Annotated in this window: 20 protein-coding genes; 12 read left to right on the top strand and 8 right to left on the bottom strand. The window is 71.4% G+C overall.

Annotated features, from left to right (window positions below; genetic code table 11):
* Positions 1–164 precede the first annotated feature (164 nt).
* The 3 genes from kynU (at position 165) to ACZ6R6_RS07815 (ending at position 4,033) form a co-directional block, all read left to right on the top strand.
* Complete coding sequence (gene kynU / locus ACZ6R6_RS07825; RefSeq protein WP_470091106.1) at positions 165–1,388, top strand: kynureninase; 1,224 nt, start codon at positions 165–167, stop codon at positions 1,386–1,388.
* A gap of 120 nt (positions 1,389–1,508) precedes the next feature.
* Positions 1,509–3,293, top strand: coding sequence for an LVIVD repeat-containing protein (locus ACZ6R6_RS07820; protein ID WP_470091104.1), 1,785 nt, complete (start codon positions 1,509–1,511; stop codon positions 3,291–3,293).
* A gap of 125 nt (positions 3,294–3,418) precedes the next feature.
* Positions 3,419–4,033, top strand: a complete 615-nt coding sequence (locus tag ACZ6R6_RS07815; RefSeq protein ID WP_470091102.1) for a LysE family translocator — start codon at positions 3,419–3,421, stop codon at positions 4,031–4,033.
* 61 nt (positions 4,034–4,094) lie between these two features.
* Here ACZ6R6_RS07815 and ACZ6R6_RS07810 read toward each other — a convergent pair whose 3' ends face one another.
* From ACZ6R6_RS07810 to pcaD, 5 genes are all read right to left on the bottom strand, one after another.
* Positions 4,095–4,811, bottom strand: coding sequence for a hypothetical protein (locus ACZ6R6_RS07810; RefSeq protein ID WP_470091101.1), 717 nt, complete (start codon positions 4,809–4,811; stop codon positions 4,095–4,097).
* A 294-nt stretch (positions 4,812–5,105) separates the two neighbouring features.
* Complete coding sequence (locus ACZ6R6_RS07805) at positions 5,106–5,486, bottom strand: MmcQ/YjbR family DNA-binding protein (protein WP_470091100.1); 381 nt, start codon at positions 5,484–5,486, stop codon at positions 5,106–5,108.
* Positions 5,470–6,546 carry a DUF2293 domain-containing protein gene (locus tag ACZ6R6_RS07800; protein WP_470091098.1) on the bottom strand — a complete coding sequence of 359 codons (1,077 nt, stop codon included), beginning with the start codon at positions 6,544–6,546 and terminating at the stop codon, positions 5,470–5,472. The genes ACZ6R6_RS07805 and ACZ6R6_RS07800 overlap by 17 nt, the downstream gene beginning before the upstream one ends.
* Positions 6,547–6,639: 93 nt before the next feature.
* Complete coding sequence (locus ACZ6R6_RS07795) at positions 6,640–8,373, bottom strand: pyruvate dehydrogenase (protein ID WP_470091096.1); 1,734 nt, start codon at positions 8,371–8,373, stop codon at positions 6,640–6,642.
* Positions 8,374–8,425: 52 nt separating this feature from the next.
* Positions 8,426–9,166 (bottom strand): 3-oxoadipate enol-lactonase, encoded by a 741-nt coding sequence (gene pcaD / locus ACZ6R6_RS07790; RefSeq protein WP_470091353.1) that lies wholly within the window; start codon positions 9,164–9,166, stop codon positions 8,426–8,428.
* Between the two features lie 197 nt (positions 9,167–9,363).
* Here pcaD and ACZ6R6_RS07785 point away from each other — a divergent pair, with 197 nt between their 5' ends.
* Positions 9,364–10,110: a TetR/AcrR family transcriptional regulator gene (locus ACZ6R6_RS07785; RefSeq protein ID WP_470091094.1), complete on the top strand. Its 747-nt coding sequence runs from the start codon at positions 9,364–9,366 to the stop codon at positions 10,108–10,110.
* Between the two features lie 203 nt (positions 10,111–10,313).
* On the opposite strand, the gene ACZ6R6_RS07780 is transcribed toward ACZ6R6_RS07785, so the two are convergent.
* Positions 10,314–10,832, bottom strand: a complete 519-nt coding sequence (locus ACZ6R6_RS07780; RefSeq protein WP_470091359.1) for a hypothetical protein — start codon at positions 10,830–10,832, stop codon at positions 10,314–10,316.
* Between ACZ6R6_RS07780 and ACZ6R6_RS07775 the strand changes: the two genes are divergently transcribed.
* A complete protein-coding gene (locus tag ACZ6R6_RS07775) occupies positions 10,744–11,019 on the top strand; it encodes a UTRA domain-containing protein (RefSeq protein WP_470091093.1) in 276 nt (91 codons plus the stop codon). The two genes, ACZ6R6_RS07780 and ACZ6R6_RS07775, sit on opposite strands and share 89 nt — an antisense overlap.
* A 176-nt stretch (positions 11,020–11,195) precedes the next feature.
* On the top strand, positions 11,196–12,419 hold the full coding sequence (locus ACZ6R6_RS07770) for a serine hydrolase domain-containing protein (protein WP_470091092.1): 1,224 nt from the start codon (positions 11,196–11,198) through the stop codon (positions 12,417–12,419).
* Here ACZ6R6_RS07770 and ACZ6R6_RS07765 read toward each other — a convergent pair.
* Entirely contained in the window at positions 12,400–13,392 is a 993-nt protein-coding gene (locus tag ACZ6R6_RS07765; RefSeq protein WP_470091090.1) for an AraC family transcriptional regulator, read from the bottom strand. The two genes, ACZ6R6_RS07770 and ACZ6R6_RS07765, sit on opposite strands and share 20 nt — an antisense overlap.
* Before the next feature lie 104 nt (positions 13,393–13,496).
* Here ACZ6R6_RS07765 and ACZ6R6_RS07760 point away from each other — a divergent pair, with 104 nt between their 5' ends.
* The 5 genes from ACZ6R6_RS07760 (at position 13,497) to ACZ6R6_RS07740 (ending at position 17,318) form a co-directional block, all read left to right on the top strand.
* Positions 13,497–14,408, top strand: coding sequence for an SDR family oxidoreductase (locus ACZ6R6_RS07760; RefSeq protein WP_470091089.1), 912 nt, complete (start codon positions 13,497–13,499; stop codon positions 14,406–14,408).
* On the top strand, positions 14,408–14,968 hold the full coding sequence (locus tag ACZ6R6_RS07755) for a hypothetical protein (protein WP_470091088.1): 561 nt from the start codon (positions 14,408–14,410) through the stop codon (positions 14,966–14,968). Before ACZ6R6_RS07760 ends, ACZ6R6_RS07755 begins: the two co-directional genes overlap by 1 nt.
* A 370-nt stretch (positions 14,969–15,338) precedes the next feature.
* Positions 15,339–15,752, top strand: coding sequence for a hypothetical protein (locus ACZ6R6_RS07750; RefSeq protein WP_470091087.1), 414 nt, complete (start codon positions 15,339–15,341; stop codon positions 15,750–15,752).
* 26 nt (positions 15,753–15,778) lie between these two features.
* On the top strand, positions 15,779–16,297 hold the full coding sequence (gene soxR / locus ACZ6R6_RS07745; RefSeq protein WP_470091085.1) for a redox-sensitive transcriptional activator SoxR: 519 nt from the start codon (positions 15,779–15,781) through the stop codon (positions 16,295–16,297).
* Between the two features lie 424 nt (positions 16,298–16,721).
* Complete coding sequence (locus ACZ6R6_RS07740; protein WP_470091083.1) at positions 16,722–17,318, top strand: carboxymuconolactone decarboxylase family protein; 597 nt, start codon at positions 16,722–16,724, stop codon at positions 17,316–17,318.
* 562 nt (positions 17,319–17,880) lie between these two features.
* On the opposite strand, the gene ACZ6R6_RS07735 is transcribed toward ACZ6R6_RS07740, so the two are convergent.
* The gene (locus tag ACZ6R6_RS07735; protein ID WP_470091081.1) at positions 17,881–18,276 is read right to left on the bottom strand and encodes a nuclear transport factor 2 family protein; all 396 of its coding nucleotides are present in this window, start codon (positions 18,274–18,276) and stop codon (positions 17,881–17,883) included.
* A 596-nt stretch (positions 18,277–18,872) separates the two neighbouring features.
* Here ACZ6R6_RS07735 and ACZ6R6_RS07730 point away from each other — a divergent pair.
* On the top strand, positions 18,873–19,385 hold the full coding sequence (locus ACZ6R6_RS07730; protein ID WP_470091079.1) for a hypothetical protein: 513 nt from the start codon (positions 18,873–18,875) through the stop codon (positions 19,383–19,385).
* Positions 19,386–19,525: the final 140 nt, after the last annotated feature.

Genomic DNA, 19,525 nt, shown 5'->3' with positions numbered 1-19,525 from the left:
CCCCAGGGGCCGGCCGGGCCCCGGCCGGCCCCCGGGGCGCTCCGGCTCCGACTTCCCCCGGCATGCCGGGCGGAGGTTCCGTTTCCCGGAACGACCCGATGTCTTGGCCTCCGCCGATGCCGGATGATAGAAGGGCTGGTAAGCACCTAACCCGGAGATGATTCGTGACTATCAGCCGCGCGGACTGCGCCGCCCTCGACGCCGACGACCCCCTCAAGCACCTCAGGGACGAGTTCGTCCTGCCCGATGAGACGATCTATCTGGTCGGCAACTCGCTCGGCGCCATGCCCGTGGCGGCCTCGGCCGCGACGGCGCGGGTCGTGACGGAGGAGTGGGGCCGGCAACTGGTCGGCGGCTGGAACTCCGCCGGCTGGTTCGACCTGCCGCTGACCACCGGCGACCGCCTGGCCCCGATGATCGGCGCGGGCCCCGGGCAGGTCGCGGTGGGCGACAGCACCTCGATCGCGATCGTCAAGGCCGTCTCGGCCGCGATGCGCCTGCGCCCCGGCCGCCGGGTGGTCGTCTCCGACCTGGCCAACTTCCCGACCGACCGCTACGTGGTCGAAGGGCTGGTCAAGGCGGTGGGCGGCTACGAGGTCCGCGACCTCGGGGTCCTCGACGAGGTGCTGGCCGACGACGTCGCCTGCGTGCTGATGTCGGAGGTGGACTACCGGACCGGGGAGCGCCACGACACCGCCGCGGTGACCGCGCGGGTCCAGGCGGCGGGCGCCCTGATGATCTGGGACCTGTGCCACAGCGCCGGCGCCTACCAGGTCGACGTGTCGCAGGCCGACTTCGCGGTCGGGTGCACCTACAAATACCTCAACGCCGGCCCCGGGGCCCCGGCGTTCGTCTACGTCCACCCGCGTCACCACGCCGAGGCCGAGCAGATGCTGACCGGCTGGCACGGCCACGCGGCGCCGTTCGCGTTCGAACCGGGCTACCGCCCCGCCGAGGGCATCCGGCGCTTCACCGTGGGCACCCCGCACGTGCTGTCCTTCGCCCCGCTCAACGCCTCGCTGGACATCTGGGAGCGGGTGGACCTGGACCAGGTCCGGGCCAAGAGCGTGGCGCTGACATCGCTCTTCATCGACCTGGTCGAGGAGCTGTGCGCGCCGTACGGCCTCGAGGTGGTCACCCCCCGCGACCCGGAGCGCCGCGGCAGCCAGGTCAGCCTCCGCCACCCCGACGGCTACCCGGTCATGCGCGCGCTGATCGACCGCGGCGTCCACGGGGACTTCCGCGCCCCGGACATCCTGCGCTTCGGCTTCGCCCCGCTCTACATCCGCTACGTCGACGTCTACGACGCGGTCGCCATCCTGGCCGAGGTGCTGGAAAAGGAGCACTGGCAGGACGAGCGCTACCGGCAGCGCCTGGCCGTCACCTGAGGGGCGGCGTTCCATGGGATGGAACCCTCCCGGTTCCATCCCATGGAACGCGGCGTGGCCGGAGGCGGGCGGAACCAGGACCCTGAGGGCGTTCCTCCCTTTCCTGTGAAAGGTCGCGCCATGCGCCACTTCCTCCGGCATGCCCTGATCACTTCCGGCGTCGCGGGTCTCGTCCTCGTCTCCGGCACGGCGGTGCGGGCAGCGGCCCCCGACGATCCCGGCATCCCCTCGATCTGCGGCGACCGCCGCCCCGCCGACCCCCAGCCCGGCACCTACGGCATGCAGCTCGACGGCACCTTCCGGCACCCGTCCCTGACCCCGGCGGGAGAGGAGCGCTTCTCCTTCCCCGGCGGCGCCCAGGACATCTTCGGCAAGACCAAGGGCTACGACCCGCAGTCCTACGTCGAGGGCCCGATCAAGCTGGAGGCCGCCTACCGCGGCCCCGCGTTCACCCCGGACTACTTCCACAGCTGGCAGAACATCGTCGACTTCGACGGCCGCCGCTACCTGTTCCAGTACGACCGGAGCGAGGCCCGCGTCTACGACGTGACCGACGTCAGGAAAGTAAAGATCGTCGAGTCGCTCAGCCGCAACGACATCAAGGCCGAGTACGGCGAGAACGTCGAGCTCAAGGACGGCAAGGACTGGAAGGCCCACGACTACTGGGGCGCCTCCACCATCCAGTGGAACGCCAAGCTCGGCGCCTACGTCATGGTCCAGAGCTTCGAGCAGAAGCGCCAGGTCGGCGAGCTGGGCGACTCGGTGGAGCACTCCAAGTTCCACAACCCCGAGGGCGTCCGGAAGCTCCGGGAGACCACGAGCTTCAAGGGCTTCAAGGTCTACCGGCTCGACGGCCCGCGCAAGAAGGACTGGAAGCTGCTGGCCACCGTCACCACCGACGGCTCGGCCGACAACCCGCTGAACGCGCCGGTCGACGGGCCGCAGCAGGGCTCGGGCTCGCTGGACGTGCCGTACTGGACCGGCGGCAGGTACATGTTCGTCGCCGCGGCTCCGCTGGACACCTGGAGCAACACCGAGGTGCCCACCTACCTGTACTCGGCCGGCTACCAGGCCTACGACATGTCCGACCCGGCCAGGCCGAAGAAGATCGGTGAGTGGCACCGGAAGGGCCAGGTCGCCGACGAGTCCGCCGACTACGCCAGGAACCCGCGCTGCGGCAACCAGACCTCCTGGATGGGCGCGCGCATGCCGCTGGCCGTCCCCAAGCCGGTCGAGCAGGGCGGCAGGTACGGCTTCGCGGCCCTGGGCGGCTACGGCCTGTCGGTGCTGGACATCTCCGACCCCGCCAAGATGAACGAGGTCGCCCACCTGGACCTGCCCATGTCGGTCGGCGGCACCGAGGCCGACAACGTGGACGTCTCCCAGTTCGAGAAGACCGGCATGATCTACGTCTCCGGCTACCCGCTGGGCGAGGACTGCCACGAGCCCTACAAGGACATCTTCCAGATCGACGTCCGTGACCCGGCCCGGCCCCGCATCGTCGGCGCCCTGCCCCGGCCCCGGCCCGCCGCGGACGCCCCGTTCGACGACTACTGTCAGCGCGGCGGCAGCTTCGGACCCAAGCGCTCGGGTTACTACACCTCGCCCGGCGACCCCCGGCAGGGCCTGCTGCCGTACGCGTTCTACAACGCGGGCGTGCAGTTCTTCGACACCCGCGACCTGAAGCACCCCAAGATCGTCGCGCAGTTCGTCCCCTCGGGTTACGGCAAGGGCGTCCCCGACTACGCCCTGGGCAACCAGACCCACGGCACCTACGTCGAGTGGGACCGCAAGATCGTCTGGGTCTTCACCAACGACGGCATCTACGCCGTCTCCTCCAAGAAGCTGCTCGGCGCTCCGAACCTGGGCAGGCCCGCCCGGCCGTTCCGCAACAGCGCCAGGTGACACCTCGTCCGGCCGGGGCACCCCACCTCCCTGCCGGGCAGGAGGAGGGGTCTCCCTGCATGCGTAGGATGGGCGCGCCCACAAGGCGCTCCGCACCATCCGATGTTCAGGGAGACCCCCGTTCCATGCTGACGACCTTCGCGGTCACGGCGCTTGTAATGATCATGATTCCAGGGCCCGACCAGGCCCTGATCACGCGCAACGCCCTTGCCTTCGGCCGCACCGCCGGCCTGCTGACCATGTTCGGCGGCCTGATCGGCCTCACCGTCCACGCCACCGCCGCCGCCGTCGGGCTGTCGGCCCTGCTGCTGGCCTCCGCCACCGCCTTCACCGTTTTGAAGATCGTGGGCGTCGTCTATCTGCTCTGGCTGGGCATCCAGTCCCTGCGCTCGAGCCGCCGTACGGCCGCCGCCCCGGAGCCCGTCGCGTTGGAGGCCCGCTCCCCGATGCAGCACGTCCGCAACGGTTTCCTGTCGAACACGCTCAACCCCAAGGTCGCGCTGTTCTTCGTCACGTTCCTGCCGCAGTTTCTCCCCGCCCACGGTGACACGCTGAACCAGGCCATGCTGCTGTCGGCCATCTTCGCCGGGCTCTATCTGCTCTGGTTCAGCTTCTACAACGTGGCGGTGGACCGGATCGGCGCGCTGCTCCGCACGCCCAGGATCCGGGCCCGGGTGGAGCAGGCCACCGGCCTGCTCCTGGTCGGCTTCGCGATCAGGCTGGCCGTGCAGCAGCCCTGACCCCGGCCCCGGCTCACGTCCCGGCTCCGGTGGGCCGCATCCGGCCCGCCGGGCAGGCGGCTCACTTGTCGGACAGACGGCGGCCCTTGAACATCGGGTGCCTGGTCTCCCAGTATCTCCAGCCCTCCACCCTCGCGGGGACGCTGGCGATACCGGTGAGGACCCGGTGCGAGGTGCAGTCTTCGAGCTGGTGCCAGGACGAGAAGCCCACCCGGTAGCCGAAGACGCGGTACCACAGGTTGCCGTACATCCCGTCGCTGACCTCCTGCGTGTATTCGTGCCCGGTCTCGACGATGAGCTCCTCGGCGAGCAGGGGGTTGACGTTGTTGCGCAGGCGGCGGAGCAGGGCGCGCGTGTCGGCGTCGCTGAAGGTGTTGTCGCCGACGGTCCTGGTGGTGGTGTCGGTATGGAGCCTGTCGATCTCGGACCCCTTCTCCCTTTCGATCTCGACCTCGAAGTAGACCCGGTGCTGCCGCCGGACCGACGCCGTCATCGTGCCGCCGGGGCCGTCGATGAAGCGGGTGCGGGGAACGAAGAAGTTCCTCGGCTTGAAGGAGTGGAACCTGAAGAAGTTGCCGGGCGAGCACCTCCTGTCGGCCTCATCCCTGAGCGTGGCGTTCCGCGGGTCGCGCCCCCCGTGCGGGTCGTCGGCCGCGAACACGGGCGGGGCGACGGCGGTGGCCAGGGTCATGGAGAGAGATCCGGCCAGGGTCAGGGTCGCCAGCCTCCGCATCGGCCGGGGACGGGTGGCGGTGGCTCCCCTCCGGGGATTGGACATGAACATATGGAGATACCGTTCCTTCCGGAACGCGGCCCGCGGCCGCGACTAACTCGCGGGCCGGAGTACGGCCCATGCCCGTCCGCTTAGTGACTCAGCGTGACATTGGAGATCCTTACAGCCACCGAGGAGGGCTTCGCGACGCCATGCCGAGGCGGAGTCCACTAAACAGGGAAAGGCACGGTGAAAAGGCGTTTACGCCGGTCCGCTGCCGGTCTGTCGGATATCTGCTCGCGGTTACGGCCCGCCTGCGGCGCCGGTCACCGGACCACCTGGTCCGGCGGGCGCTCGGAATCAGCGCAGCGGGCCGGGGGCGTCGAGCCTGGCGACGAGTTTCTTGGGAGCGACCGCCCGGTAGCTCTCCTCGACCCAGTCGAGCAGCACCTCGGTCTCCGGCAGCACGCCCATCAGCGGGATCGTCACCCACCCCGCCCTGCCGAGCCCGTATCCCGAGGGCGCCGCGCCCGGCACGGAGAGCGCGTGGCCGTTGGACTCCGGCAGCTTCACCCCGACGGCCGGGCTCCACTTCCCGGCCGGCTCCTCGACGCCGAGGAAGACGAAGATCTTCTTGTTGACCTTGATGACACTCTCGCCCCACGGATGGTCCTCGTAGGCCTCTGGCAGGCCCAGCGCGGACTCGCGCAGCGTCTGACGGACCTCACGCCACTTCTCCATGGGAGCCATTGTGCAAGGGGGCGCCGACAGTCGCGCGCCAGTGGCCGAGCACCCGGTCGATGGCCGTCCGGATCCGCTCCCTGGCCTCCGCGCGGGGCACGCCCGACATCAGCAGCCGGTCGTAGTCGGTGTCGAGATGCCGCACCGAGGCCACCACCGCCAGGGTGATCGCGTTCTCGTCGAACACCTTGGCGGCGGCGGTCCGGCCCACCCGGCCACTGCCGCGCTGCCCGGCGTGCCGGGCGATCTCCTCGGCCCGCTCGGGCGGGCAGCCGGGGAACAGCCGGGTGATCTCCCTGGCCATCCCGGCCTGGAACTCCACGTCCTCGCCGGCCCGCCGCTCCCGGTCGCGCTCGCGGCGGCGCAGCCGTAGCTCCTCGTCGGCCAGGCACTGCTCCTCGGCCCGCTCCCGCGCGGCCTCCTCGACCAGGATGCCCCGCCGCTCGTAACGCCTGCGCCGGGGGTTGAACCTGACCACCACGGCGGCCAGCCCGCTCTCCTTCTTCGCCCGCCGGCTGAGCGCCGCGTCGCCCGCCGGGAGGAAGACGAGGTGGTCCATGTCCGCGCAGGTCAGGCAGTGGGGGCCGGCGTTCTCCATGATCATGTAGGGGCCGGTGTCGCCGCAGCCCGTGCACTCCCAGGGCTGCTGCGACTCCACCACCACCAGGTCGGGGGCCTTGCTCTGCCGTTCGGCGAGCTGCCGCCGCCGGGTCTCGCTCATGTCCGGTGAGATCCAGTGGACCCGGAAGGCGCTGTCGTCCCCGGCGGAGACGAAGCGCAGCTCCCCCCGGTCGCGGCCGCCGGACACGTAGGCGGTCTCGCTCGGGGTGAGCCCCTTGGCCAGGGCCCAGCGCCGGAGCACGGCCACCGCGTCGGTCATCTTGGCGCCGTCCACCGCCGAGAGCTCCTCCAGCGCCGCCACCCGGCCCTGCCGCCAGGTGTCGACGTGCCGGGCGTGCAGCCAGCGGATCCCGGTCAGCACGTCGACCGCGGTGACGAACTTCCGCTGGGCGAGCGCGGCCTCCGCCGCCTCCACGATCCGGCGCTCAAGTCTGCTCACCCCACCAGCTTGCCGTATCCGGCACGCTCCGGGTGCCCGCCGTGCTCCGGCGCGGCACGCTCTGGGTACCCGCCGTGCTCCGGCGCGGCGCGCTCACGGGCGGGGGATGTTCCGCAGGTTCGCCCTGGCCATGTCGATCATGCGCCCCACCCCGCCGGTCAGCACGACCTTCCCCGCCCCCAGGGCGAACCCCTTGACCTGCTTGGCGGTGATGCGCGGCGGCATCGAGAGCACGTCGGGGTCGGTGACCACGTCCACCAGATAGGGGCCGGGCGTCGCGAAGGCCGTGGCCAGCGCCTCGCGGACCTGCGCGGGCTTCTCGACCCGGACCGAGCCCAGCCCGATCGCGGCGGCGATCGCCGCGTAGTCGACGGGGGTGACGTCGGTGCCGAAGTCGGGCATCCCGTCGACGAGCATCTCCAGCCTCACCATGCCGAGCGAGGAGTTGTTGAACACCACGATCTTGACGGGCAGGTCGTTCATCCTGACGGTGAGGAGCTCGCCCATGAGCATGCCGAGCCCGCCGTCGCCGGAGAGCGAGACGACCTGCCGCCCGCGGTCGGCGAGCTGCGCGCCCATGGCGTGCGGGAGCGCGTTGGCCATGCTGCCGTGCTTGAAGGAGCCGATGACCCGGCGCCGGCCGTTGGGGGTGAGGTAGCGCGCGGCCCAGACGTTGCACATGCCGGTGTCCACGGTGAACACCGCGTCGTCGGAGGCGAGCTCGTCCACGACGCTCGTCACATACTCCGGGTGGATCGGCGTGTGGTGCTCGATGTCGCGGGTGTAGGCGTTGACGACGTTGTCCAGCGTCTTCAGGTGCCTGGAGAGCATCTTGTCGAGATAGCGCCGGTCCGTCTTCTGCGCGACCTGCGGCAGCACCGCCCGCAGCGTCTCGCCGACGTCGCCGTGCACGGCCAGCTCCAGCGGGGTCCGGCAGCCCAGCCGCGCGGGGTCGTGGTCGATCTGGACCGTGCGCCTGCCCGGCAGGAAGTCGTCGTAGGGGAAGTCGGTGCCCACCAGCACCACCAGGTCGGCCTCGTGCATGGCCTCGTAGCACGCGCCGTATCCCAGCAGGCCGCTCATCCCCACGTCGTAGGGGTTGTCGTACTGGATCCACTCCTTGCCGCGCAGGGCGTGCCCGACCGGCGCCAGCGTGCGCGCGGCCAGCGACATGACCTCCTGGTGCGCGCCGCGCACTCCGGCGCCGCAGAACAGCATCACCTTCTCCGCGCCGTTGAGCGCCGTGGCCAGCTCCGCCACCTGGTCGGAGGGGGGCCGGACGGTGCCGCGCCGGGTGAGGACGTCGTGGGTGCCGGTGTCGTGCTTGGCCGGCAGGTCCGCCACGTCGCCGGGGAGCACCACGACCGCGACCTCGCTGTGGCCGATCGCGTGCTGGACGGCGGTGCGCAGCACCCGGGGCATCTGCGCGGCCGTGCTGATCATCTCGCAGAAGCCGCTGCAGTCCACGAACAGGCGTCCGGGGTGGGTCTCCTGGAAGAATCCGGTGCCGATCTCCGCGCTGGAGATGTGCGAGGCCAGCGCGAGCACCGGGGCGCCGCTGCGCTGGGCGTCGTAGAGGCCCTGGACCAGGTGCGTGTTGCCGGGCCCGCAGCTGCCCGCGCAGACCGCCAGGCGCCCGGTGACCTGCGCCTCGGCCGCGGCGGCGAACGCCCCCGCCTCCTCGTTGCGCACGTGGACCCACTCGATGCCGGCGCTCTTGCGGATCGCGTCCACGATCGGGTTCAGGCTGTCGCCCACCACCCCGTAGATCCGCTCCACCCCGGCCTGGCGCAACACCTCGATGAACTGCTCCGCAACGGTGCCCATGGTCCCCCCTCGCCTATCGCGTCATCGGGTTACCTCACCGGTTTTCGCCGGGTCACTCTCCGAGGAAGTGACCGATCAGCTCGCGGGAGACCTCGCCGGGCCGTTCGACGGAGGCCAGGTGGGCCGCTCCGGGCAGCACGACCAGCCGGGCGCCGGGGATGCCGGCGGCGATCCGCTCGCCGTGCTCGGGCGGGGTGGCCGGGTCGTCGGCGCCGGCCAGCACCAGCGTGGGCGCCCTGATCGCGGCCAGGTCGGGGCGGAGGTCCATGGCCCCGATGGCCTCGCAGCAGGCCGCGTAGCCCTCGGCCGAGACGCCGCCGAGCATCGCGACGTACGGCTCGCGCCCGATGTGGCCCGGCGTGAACCACCGGGCGGCGACCGCGTCGGCGATCGACGCCGTGCCGCCCGTCCGCGCCGCGTCCGCCCGCTCGGCCCAGAATTCGGGGGTGCTCAGCTTGGCGGAGGTGCACAGCAGCGCCAGCCGGTGGATCCGCTCCGGCGCGTGCGCCGCCAGCCACATGCCCACCATGCCGCCCAGCGACAGCCCGGCGAAGGAGACCCGCGGCAGCTCCAGCCGGTCCAGCAGCTCCAGCAGGTCACCACCCAGGTCGGCGATCGAGCACCGCCCGCCGGCCGGTGACCGCCCGTGCCCGCGATGGTCGTGCCGGATGACCCGGAAGCGCCGGGTCAACGCCTCCATCTGCGGCTCCCACATCTCCAGCGTGGTGCCCAGCGAGCCGGACAGCACGACCGGCGGAGCCGTCACGGGACCGTCGATCTCGTAATGCAGCATTCTCACCTGCCGGACAGAGGTTCCCCGCCGGGCACACCTTAGCCGAGCGGGCGCCGGCGGTGCCGTGGCAGGTGGGCGGCGCCTCCGGCGACCGGCCGCCGGGGCCGGCCCCGTCCGGACGCGGTGTCCGTCCGCGGCCTGTACGCGTGATGCGCACGGTGTGCGCTACCGTGGGGCCGGAGGGAGAGGAGACCCATATGCCAGCCGACAAACAGCCCGTCCCTTCGGTGTGGGCCCGCCCGCGCACGAAGCGGGAGCAGCCCGCGCTGAGCCGGGACCGGATCGTGTCCGAGGCCGTCCGGCTGCTGGACGCCGAGGGCATCGAGGCCCTGAGCATGCGCAGCCTCGGCACCCGGCTGGGCGCCGGGGCCACCTCCCTCTACCGGCACGTGGCCAGCAAGGACGAGCTGATCGAGCTGGTCGTGGACGAGGTCTACGGCGAGGTGCGGGTGCCCGGCGCCGACGACCCGGCGGCCTGGCGGGCGGCCGTGACGAGCTGCGCCCACAGCCTGCGCTCGATGGTCCTGAGCCACCCCTGGATCGCCTCGGTGCTCGGCCAGGTCGGGCTCGCCGAGCTCGGGCCCAACCTGATGCGGCAGTCGGAGCGCATGCTCGCCCTGTTCGACGCGGCGGGCTTCGCGCCCGTCGAGGCCGATCAGGCGATGAACACGCTCATCGCCTACGTCATCGGAATGTCCATCAGGGAGGCGGCCTACCTGTCGATGCTCGCCCGCAGCGGTCAGAGCGAGCAGGAGTGGACCGCCAACCTGCGGCCGACCGCCGAACAGGCCGTGCAGGACCATCCCCGGCTGCGGGACGGATACGCCGCACGGCATGACGACGACCCGCAGAAGATCCGTGAGGAGAACTTCGTCTACGGCGTGGAGCGCATCCTGGACGGCCTGGAGACCAGGCTCGGCCCCGCGGCGGCCCCCGCCCGCTGAGACGCGCGGCGGGTGCGTGACGACGGCCTGTCGTCACGCACCCGGGCCGCCGCCGGTCACGGCCGGCCGGTGACCTCCCCGCCGAGCCTCAGGGTCACCCCCGGGGCTCCGGCCGTACGGCGGGCGTCCGGAGCGCGCGGGCCGTACGGCCGGTGGGGGCTCAGGGACTCGGAGGGGGCTCAGGGGCCGGGGACGGTGTCCACTCAGGCGGTCGAGGCGGACCGGTAGCCGGCCACCCGGTTCAGGACCTCGGCGGGGGCGACGACCTCGTTCCTGGCGTGGTAGAACCAGTCGACCCGCTGGAGGTAGGAGCGCTGGGCCGAGCTGCCGACCAGGCCGCCGCTGATGAACCACAGGTCGAAGTCGACCGACTGCACCGTCTCCGGACAGTAGGTGCCGCCGGGCTCGGCGAAGAGCACGCCGTCGACGTAATACCTGACCAGACCGCCGGACACCTGCAGGACCAGGAAGACGAGCAGCACCGGGAGCATGAAGAGCGTGGAGGCGGCCATGGTGGCGCCCCAGTCGGTGCCGAAGACGTTGCCGAGGGAGGAGAGCCAGGCGGGCAGGGTCCGGTCGGCCTGGTCCTTGATGATCAGGGCGTCGGCGAAGGCGAACTCGTTCCACGCGGTGATGAAGCCGAACAGGATGGAGTCCGGCTCGTTCCACCGGCTCCTGCGGGAGCGCTTCGACGTCGGCGTCCACACCGCCGTGCAGACCATGGAGCCCACCGTCACCGACGAGACCGAGGCCGCCCTGCTGCACGTTCCCCAGCACGCCCCGGCCCTGCTCTTCGAGCGCACCACCCGCGACGCCGCCGGCCGGATCGTCGAGTTCACCCGCTCGATCTATCGGGGTGACCGCTACCGAGTGACCTCCGAGCTGTCCTTCAACGCCGACTCCGGCTGACCTCGCCCGGCCGGGCCATCGAACCGGGGCGTTGAAACGGTCCACACATTCACTAGTTCTGATATGACCGTTTATTTGGTCCCGTGGGCGTTTAGGATGCTGACCCTCGTGATACGCGTGTGACTTGGGGGTCGGAAGTGACAGTGCTCAGCCGTCGGAACCTTCTCAAAGCGGGCGTGGGATTCGTGCCCGCCGTCGCCCTGGGCACCGGGACCGCCCAGGCCACACCCGTCATCAGGGGCACCGGGACCGTGCCCGCCGCGCTGGCCGGGTTCGACACCGCCATGCGGACGTACATCACCGAACGCCAGATCACGCACGCCCAGCTCGCCGTGGCCAGGAAGGGCAAGATCCTGCTCGCCCGCGGTTACCGCTACGCGGACCGCAAATCGGGCGACATGCCGGTCTGGCTGCCCCCGCTGCAGCCCACCGCGCTGTTCCGCGTCGCCAGCCTGAGCAAGCACCTCACCTCCGCGGCGATCATGCGGCTGGTCCAGGACGGCAAGCTCAGCCTGTCGGCGCCGGTCACCACGCTGCTCGGTCTGTCGGCCGAGGCCGACCCGCGCCTCGCGCAGGTCACCGTGCTCCGCCTGATGCAGCACCTGGGCGGCTGGGACCGGAACGTCTCGAAGGACCAGCTCTGGATCGACCACACCATCTCCGCCACGCTGGACGTGCCGCTGCCGATCGGTCACGACGACATCATCCGTTACGCCACCGCGCGCCCCCTGGACTTCGACCCCGGCTCGAAGATGGTCTACAGCAACTACGGCTACATGCTGCTCGGCCGGATCATCGAGAAGGTCTCCGGCACGAGCTACGAGTCCTACGTCAAGCAGAAGCTGCTGGCCCCCGTCGGCATCACCCGGATGCAGTTGGGCCACAGCCTCAAGGCGGAGGCCGTGCTGACCGAGGTGCCCTACGTCTCGAAATACACCAACAAGAGCGTGGTGGACGACTCCGGGGCCGTGGTGCCCTACCCCTACGGCGGCTTCAACATGCCCAACCAGGACGCCAACGGCGGCTGGCTGGCCTCCGCCGTCGACCTGGTGAAGTTCGGCATGGTCTTCGACGCCGCCGGGCCGGTGCTCAACGCGGCCTCGATCGCCAAGGTGTTCGCCAAGCCGGAGATCGGCGTCAACGGCAACGGGTCGTGGTACGGCGGCGGCTGGTGGGTCCGCTCGAACGGCAGCGGGCTCAACACCTGGCACAACGGCTCGATGCCCGGCACCTTCAGCTTCCTGGCCCGGATCCAGAACGGCATCAGCTACTGCGCCATCTTCAACCGCCGCGAGGAGGAGGGCACGCCCGACTTCGACTCGATCGACCCGCTGCTCGGCAAGGCGGCGGGCGCCGTGACCACCTGGCCGACGACCGACCTCACACCGAACTACTTCTGACGGCGGAGCCGGAGCGGGCCCGGCCGGCGGCGATCCCGGGGCCCGGGCGCGAGCGGCGATACTCGCCGGGCGTCTGGCCGCACCAGGCGCGGAAGGCCAGGTGGAAGCCGACGCCGGAGCGGTAGCCGACGCGTTCGGAGATGCGGCCCTGTGCCAGCGTCGTCTCGGTCAGCAGCCGGGCGGCCTCCTGCATCCGGCGGCCGGTCAGATGGCGCATCGGCGGCTCGCCGACGAGGTCGCGGAAGGTCGCGGCGAAGGCCGACCGCGACAGCCCCGCCTCGGCCGCCAGCGACTCCAGCGTCCACGGCTCGGCGAACCGGCTGTGCACCGCCAGCAGCGCCCTGCTGATCGCCGGGTGGCGCAGCGCGCGCAGCACCGGTTCGCCGAGCGTGAGCTCGCTCAGCGCGGCACGCAGGGCGAGCACGAACGTCAGCTCGAAGGCCCGCAGCGCCACCAGCCCCGCACCGGGCTCGCCGTCCGCCCACTCGCCGGCCAGCCCCCGCAGCGTGTCGGCCAGCAGCGGCTGACCCTCCAGCATCGCCCGGTCGAGCACGAACACCGCCGGCAGCGCGTGGTAGAGCGGGGCCGCGGCGGCTCCGTCGTAGTGCAGCCCGCCGCAGAGCATGGTCGTCGCCGGCCCCGGGCCGTCGATCTCGACGGTGCGCACGGTGCCGGGCTGCCTGGCGGGCAGGACGGTGGTCAGCGGGACGGTGGGACGGCCCGGCCGGTCGGCGAGCCGGTGCCCGCTGCCGCGGGGGAAGACGGCCAGGTCGCCGGCGCGCAGCCGGATCGGCCCGGTCGCCTCGGGCATCTCCACCGTGCACTCGCCCTCCTGCACGTAGTGCAGCAGGGCGCAGTGCTCCCGCTCGCCCGCGATGCCCCAGGGCGCCCGGGCCGACCACCGGCTGTGGAAGACGCCGTGCAGGCGCAGCGGGGCGAGCAGCTCGCTCAGCAGATCTCCGTCACATTCCACGGACGATCCTTAAATCTCCGGGGATCCGTCTATATCGATCGTATCGAACAGGGCTGCGCAGACTGGTCACCGGCACACAGCCCCGATCACTGATGGAGTATGTGATGACATCGACCGAGCCGCAGCGCCACCTCGTGGTCGGCGCGACGGGAGCACAGGGCGGCGCCGTCGCCCGGCGGCTGCTGGAGGAGGGGCACCGGGTCCGCGGGCTGACCCGCTCGGCCGACGGCCGCGGCCGTCTCCCGGACGGGGTGGAACCCTTCGCCGGAGACCTCGGCGACCCCGGGCAGGCCAAGGCGGCCTTCGCCGGGATGACGCACGCCTCGGTGCTGCTCCCCATGATCTACGGGCCGGAGCAGGTCGCCTCCTACGTGCGCAACGTCGCCGACGCGGCGCTCGCGGCCGGCCTGCGGCGCCTGGTGTTCAACACCGGCAACCGCCTGCCGGAGGCCGTCACCGAGGTGGCGGCCTTCGAGACCAGGCGGGCCGCCGCCGCGGCGCTGCTCGGTTCGGGCGTGCCCACCGTCGTCCTGCGCCCGCCGATCTATCTCGACAACCTCTGCGCCCCCTGGACGGCGGGGCCGCTCGTCCGTGACGGCGTGCTGCGCTACCCGCTGCCCGCCCGCTCCCCGGTCGCGTGGCTCAGCCACGGCGACCTCGCCGCGGCGACGGTGGCCGCCCTCACCCGGGACGGCCTGGCCGGCACCGTCCTCGACCTCGGCGGGCCCGACACGGTGACCGGTCCGGAGCTGGCCGCCGCCTTCGCCGCCGAGCTGGGCCGCCGGGTCGACTACCTCGCCCAGGAGCCCGCCGAGTTCGAGGCGGGGCTGGCCCACGCGCTCGGCGCCCCCGCGGCGGCCGGGGTGGCCGCGACCTATCGGTGGGTCGCCGGCGCCGGCGAGGCACTGTACGGCGTGGACCACCGGGCGGTGGAGGAGACCCTGGGGATCCGGCTCACGCCGCTGCGCGCCTGGATCGCCGCCCAGCCCTGGCACGCCCTCGCCGGAGCCGCGTGATGACCGCCCCGCGTCGTACGGCGGGCGGCACAGCGGGAGACGTCCCGGGTGAGGCGGCCGGCGTGGGCATCCACGGCACGACCGGCGGCGATCCTCGCGGGGCGGCCGGTGCGGATGCCCACGGCACGGCCGCCGGGGATCCTGGCGGGGCGGCCGACGTGGCGGCCTGCCGGGCGGAGATCGTCCGCCTGCACGAGATCATCGAAGGCTGGCTGTCGGGCAGGACGCCGCGCACCACCGGGGAGTTCGCGGCATTCGCGCAGGCGCATCTGCCGGACTTCACGCTCAGCGGGCCGGACGGCGCCTCGCTCACCTGCGGCCAGGTGCTGGCCTGGGTCGAGGCCGCGCACGGCCGGGTGCCCGGGATCGAGATACGGATCCGGGAGGTGGAGCTGGTCGCGGCGGCCGGGCCGCTGCTCGTCGCCGCCTACCAGGAGTGGCAGCACGGCACGGGCGCCGACCGGAACCGCCGTGCCACCGTGGTGTTCCTCCGCGATCCGGACGCGCCTCACGGACTGCGCTGGCGGCATCTGCACGAGACCTGGACGCCCGAGCCGTAGCCGCGTCCCGGCGCCGGCTGTGCGGGTTCCGGACCGTGCCTCGGCGCCGGCTGTGCGGGTTCCGGACCGTGCCCCCGGGGCCCGCCGTACGGATTCCGGGCCGCGCCTCCCGGCACCGGCGGCGCGGATTCCGGGCCGGGCGCTGCGCGGACGTCGGGCCAGCGGTGTCTCCGGTCGACCGGGGCAGAACCGCAGTTCAGCACGTCGGAATACCGTCAGAAACGGCTAATGTCACGATTTCAATATCACTTCCCTGTTGCCGCGATATATCGGATCTATCACCGTATTCTCCTCAAACTTGCCTATAGCGCTGATTCACCGGAACGTGCGTACAGCGGCACGCGACGGACGCGCGGGAGGCAGCGCTTCCATGCCGGGGCGGGCACCGCTGGTGTCCCGGCGTGCGTTCGGCGAGCCGCCCCCGCTGCTCGCGGCCTCCGGCGCGATCCTGCTCGCCACCACGACACTCGTCGGGCTGACCATGTACGCCACCTCGGTGGCGGACGGGGGCGTCCGCCAGACGCTGGAGACGGTGCCGATCGGGACCGCCGGGGCCGTGATCAGGCCCCCGGTGCGCCAGGTAGGTCACGGTCGGTTCCGGGGAGGGCGGCAGGGCGGGCAGCCCGGCCGCGTCGAACGCGTCGGCCGCCAGGACGCTCGCCCCGCCGCTCGGCCCGATCACCGGCACCGCGGGGTCCCCGTCCCCGCCGTCGGCCGTATGAGGTCGCGGCACGTCCACCGGCTGAGCCGCCGTCACCCGGCCGACAGGAAACCTCGACTATAGTCGAGGTCAACCCATAGCATCCGGCCATGGCCAAACCCCCTTTCGATGCCGCCGAACTCACCGTCGGCCAGCTCGCCGCGCGCTCCGGCGTGGCGGTCACCGCCCTGCACTTCTACGAGGACAAAGGCCTCATCCGCAGCCGCAGGACGGCGGGCAACCAGCGCCGCTACCCCCGTGACACCCTGCGCCGGGTCGCCTTCATCCGGGTGGCGCACCAGGTCGGCGTCCCGCTGCGCATGGTCGCCGAGGCCCTGGCGGAGCTGCCCGAGGGGCGCACTCCCACCCGCGCCGACTGGACCCGCCTGTCCGCGGCCTGGCGCGCCGAACTCGACACCCGCATCGACCAGCTCGCCCGCCTGCGCGACGACCTGTCCGACTGCATCGGCTGCGGCTGCCTGTCCATCGACCGGTGTGTCCTGCGCAACCCCGACGACCGGCTCGGCGACGAAGGGGCCGGCCCGCGCCGCCTCCTCGGCGGATGGCCCGCCCAGGAGAGCCGGAGCGATCCCCCTGACCCCGAGGAGAGCCGGAGCGCTCCCCTCTGACCCCGGCATCCCCGGGCCGCATCGGCGCCGTGGAGGCGGCGCTGGAGGCGGCGCACGGGGAGACGAGGATCCGGCTGGCCGTCCATAAAAGGGATGTTCGCCGGCGCATTCCACGCCGTGGTTACCGGCTGATGTCGGGTCGTTTAATCCGGCACGTGCGGGATGTCAAATTTCCGGCTGGCAGGAAGCGGTTGTCGGCGGTCAGGTTGCTGACTTCCGGTTCTCTGGTCCGCAGGTCGCGGAGCGCGCACAGTTATCCGTGCGAGGACAGATGAACAGCCTGCAAGGGAGCCGAGAAATGACGAACGCAGTCGCACTTCCGGTCCGTCCGGATGCCACCGACAAAATTGTCCGCTCGGATGTCGCCGACAAACTCGCGGACATACTTTCTTCCCGGGTCTTACCATGCGACGTCGAATGGCCGGTGCGGAACGGTCCAGGTGAGTACAACCACGAGGGTTCCTCGACCCCGCACATCACCCTTAACTCCGACGAGCCCGGGATCCGCGGTCTGTTCAAATACCGTCCGGAGGCGGCCTTCCCGCTGAACGGGCTGGTGGAGGTGCTGCTGTTCAGGGAGAATTCCCTGTCGCGCGGTGAGCGGGAGCTGATCGCGACGTATGTGTCGGCGCTGAACGAGTGCCGGTTCTGTTTCTTCACGCACGCCGCCATCGCGGCCGCCCACCTGTCCGAGGGGATGACGCTGGTGGAGCAGGTCCGCGCCGACCTGGACGCGGCGCCGGTCTCGGACAAGCTGAGGGCTCTGCTGGCCATCGCGGCCGCGGTCCAGCAGAGCGGGCAGAAGGTCTCCAAGGAGGACGTCGCCGCCGCGCGGGCGGCGGGCGCGACGGACCTGGAGATCCACGACACGGTGCTGATCGCGGCGGCGTTCTGCATGTACAACCGCTACGTCGACGGCCTGGCCACGGTCGCCACCGACGACCCGGCGCACTATGCCGCGCGCGCGCAGCGCAGCGACGGATACCTGGCCGTGCTGACCGACTCGCTGAACCAGAGCTGAAAGGAGGCCGGAACCGGAAGGGAGACCGGAGCGAGAAGGGAGGCCGGAGGAGGCCCGGATCCGAGGAGACCCGAGCGGGAAGGGAGGCCGGAGCCGGAGGAGGACCGAGCGGGGAGGGAGGCTGGAGCGAGGAAGCCGGAGCCGGAGGAGATCCGAGCGGAAGGAGGCTGGTGAGAGGCGTGCCCGTGCCCGGGAGAGACCGTGGGAGGGGCCGGAGGAAACAGGAAGAAGACCGTGGGAGGAGGGAGGGGAGAGCAGAAGGACCCTGGGGGACAGGAGGAAGCAGGGAAAGACCGTGGGAGGAGACAGGAGGAGGCAGAAGGAGACAGGAGGAGGCAGAAGGAGACAGGAGGAGACAGGAGGAGGAGCGTGGGAGGGCGTGGAGAGGTGGTGGAAGAGACGCCGGCCCAGAGGCAGACCCGGCCGCCGCGGAGGTTTCCGGCGCCGCCCGGAAGGTCCGGGGGCGACAGTCGGACGGCGGCGGGCCTGCCCGCTGTGATCGACCGGCGGCCGGGGTCAGTGCCGGACGGCCGCCGGGGCGGGACGTGAACGGCCCATCCGGTTACGCGAAGAAGTCGTCGGTGCTGTAAAGGTTCTCCGGGTAGCTCCAGCGCTCGCTGATCCTGCCGTCGGCGATGCGGAAAACGTGGACGCCGCGGTCGTCCAACTGCCGGCCGGCACGCTCTCCCCGGACCCGGACCGTCGCCATGGCGCGGTCGTCGCCGGGCAGAATGGATTCCGGTTCGAAACGGACCGAACCGTCAGTCGTTTCGGTCAATCGCGCGAGATAACCCAGCACCTGGTCCTTTCCGCGATAGTCACCGGCGAGGGGGCCACGGCCTGGAACGTGGAAGACGACATCGTCGGCGAGCAGATTGTCGCGGAGGTGGTCCAGGTCTCCCTTGGAGAGGGCGTCGTAGCTGTCACGGGCAAGGGCGATGTTGGGGTGTTCGGTCATGAATGCCCACCTTGTGGTAGCTGGGGTGTATTTGCGTGGCGTCGGTGACGCTACGCCTGACGGACGGGGCCCGACAAGGGAGTGAGGACACACTTACCGTGGGGCCATATAGCTATGGCGGATGTGAAGAATGGCCGGGGCCTGCGGAAATGCGCGGACGGGAAAGTGGCCGTTGACAGCCTGCGCCGATATGGCGATCATGAGCGTTTGACGGATGGTTTTATGCGCTGAGGCGGCGTGGAGATTCCTTCATCTCGCCGTTAGAGGACCATTTATGCTCAACATCACGCTTAAAACGGGCGGGCCGATATTCCGGGGCGCCTTCCCGTGCCGTCCCGAGACCAGCCGCTCCGAGACCAGCCGTCCCCAGAGCAACCGTTCCCAGAGCAACCGTTCCGAGACCAGCCGCCCCCGCGGCATCCGTCCGGCGGACGGGCCGGAGCGGGCGCCGCTCCGTGAGAAGGTCCCTCCGCCGAGCGGCGAGCGGGAGAGGGGCTGAGACACATCCACTGCCCGGCGGACCCGACCCCCGCGGAGGACAACCCATGGCGAGCCACTCAGGTGCGTTACCGGCCAGGCCAGGTCTGGTCACCTCGATGAACACCGATTACCACCGGATCGGGCTGAACGTCTATCTGGTGATCGTGCTGGCGCACTGGGCCGAGCACGTGGTGCAGGCCGTACAGATCTATGTCATGGGCTGGCCGGTCCCGGAGGCGCGCGGTGTGCTCGGGCTGCCGTTCCCGTGGCTGGTGACCTCCGAATGGATGCACTACGGCTACGCGCTGGTCATGCTCGCCGGCCTGCTCCTGCTCCGGCGGGGCTTCACCGGGCGCGCCCGCACCTGGTGGACGATCTCGCTGGGCATCCAGGTCTGGCACCACCTGGAGCACCTGTTGCTGCTCCTGCAGGCGCTGACCGGCAACAACCTGCTGGGCAGGCCGGTGCCGACCAGCCTGATCCAGCTGCTGGTGCCCCGGGTCGAGCTGCACCTGTTCTACAACGCGATCGTGTTCGCCCCCATGGTGGTGGCGATGTGGCTGCACCGCAGGCCGAGCCCGGCCGAGCGGACGGCCATGACCTGCCGCTGCGCCCCCGCCGCGGCCTGACCGGTGCGCCCTTCTCCCAGACCGTCGCCCCGTGAGACGGGGGCCGGCGACGACGTCGCCGGCCCCCGCCGGACGCTTCCGGCCCCACGCCGGGGGAGTCCGAGCCGACCGGCGGGACCGCCCACGCCGTGCGTGAGGCG

It is taken from the genome of Streptosporangium sp. NPDC048886, from assembly GCF_055586905.1.
The sequence above is the reverse complement of the archived record's forward strand: the minus strand, read 5'-3'. Positions and strand labels throughout refer to the sequence as shown.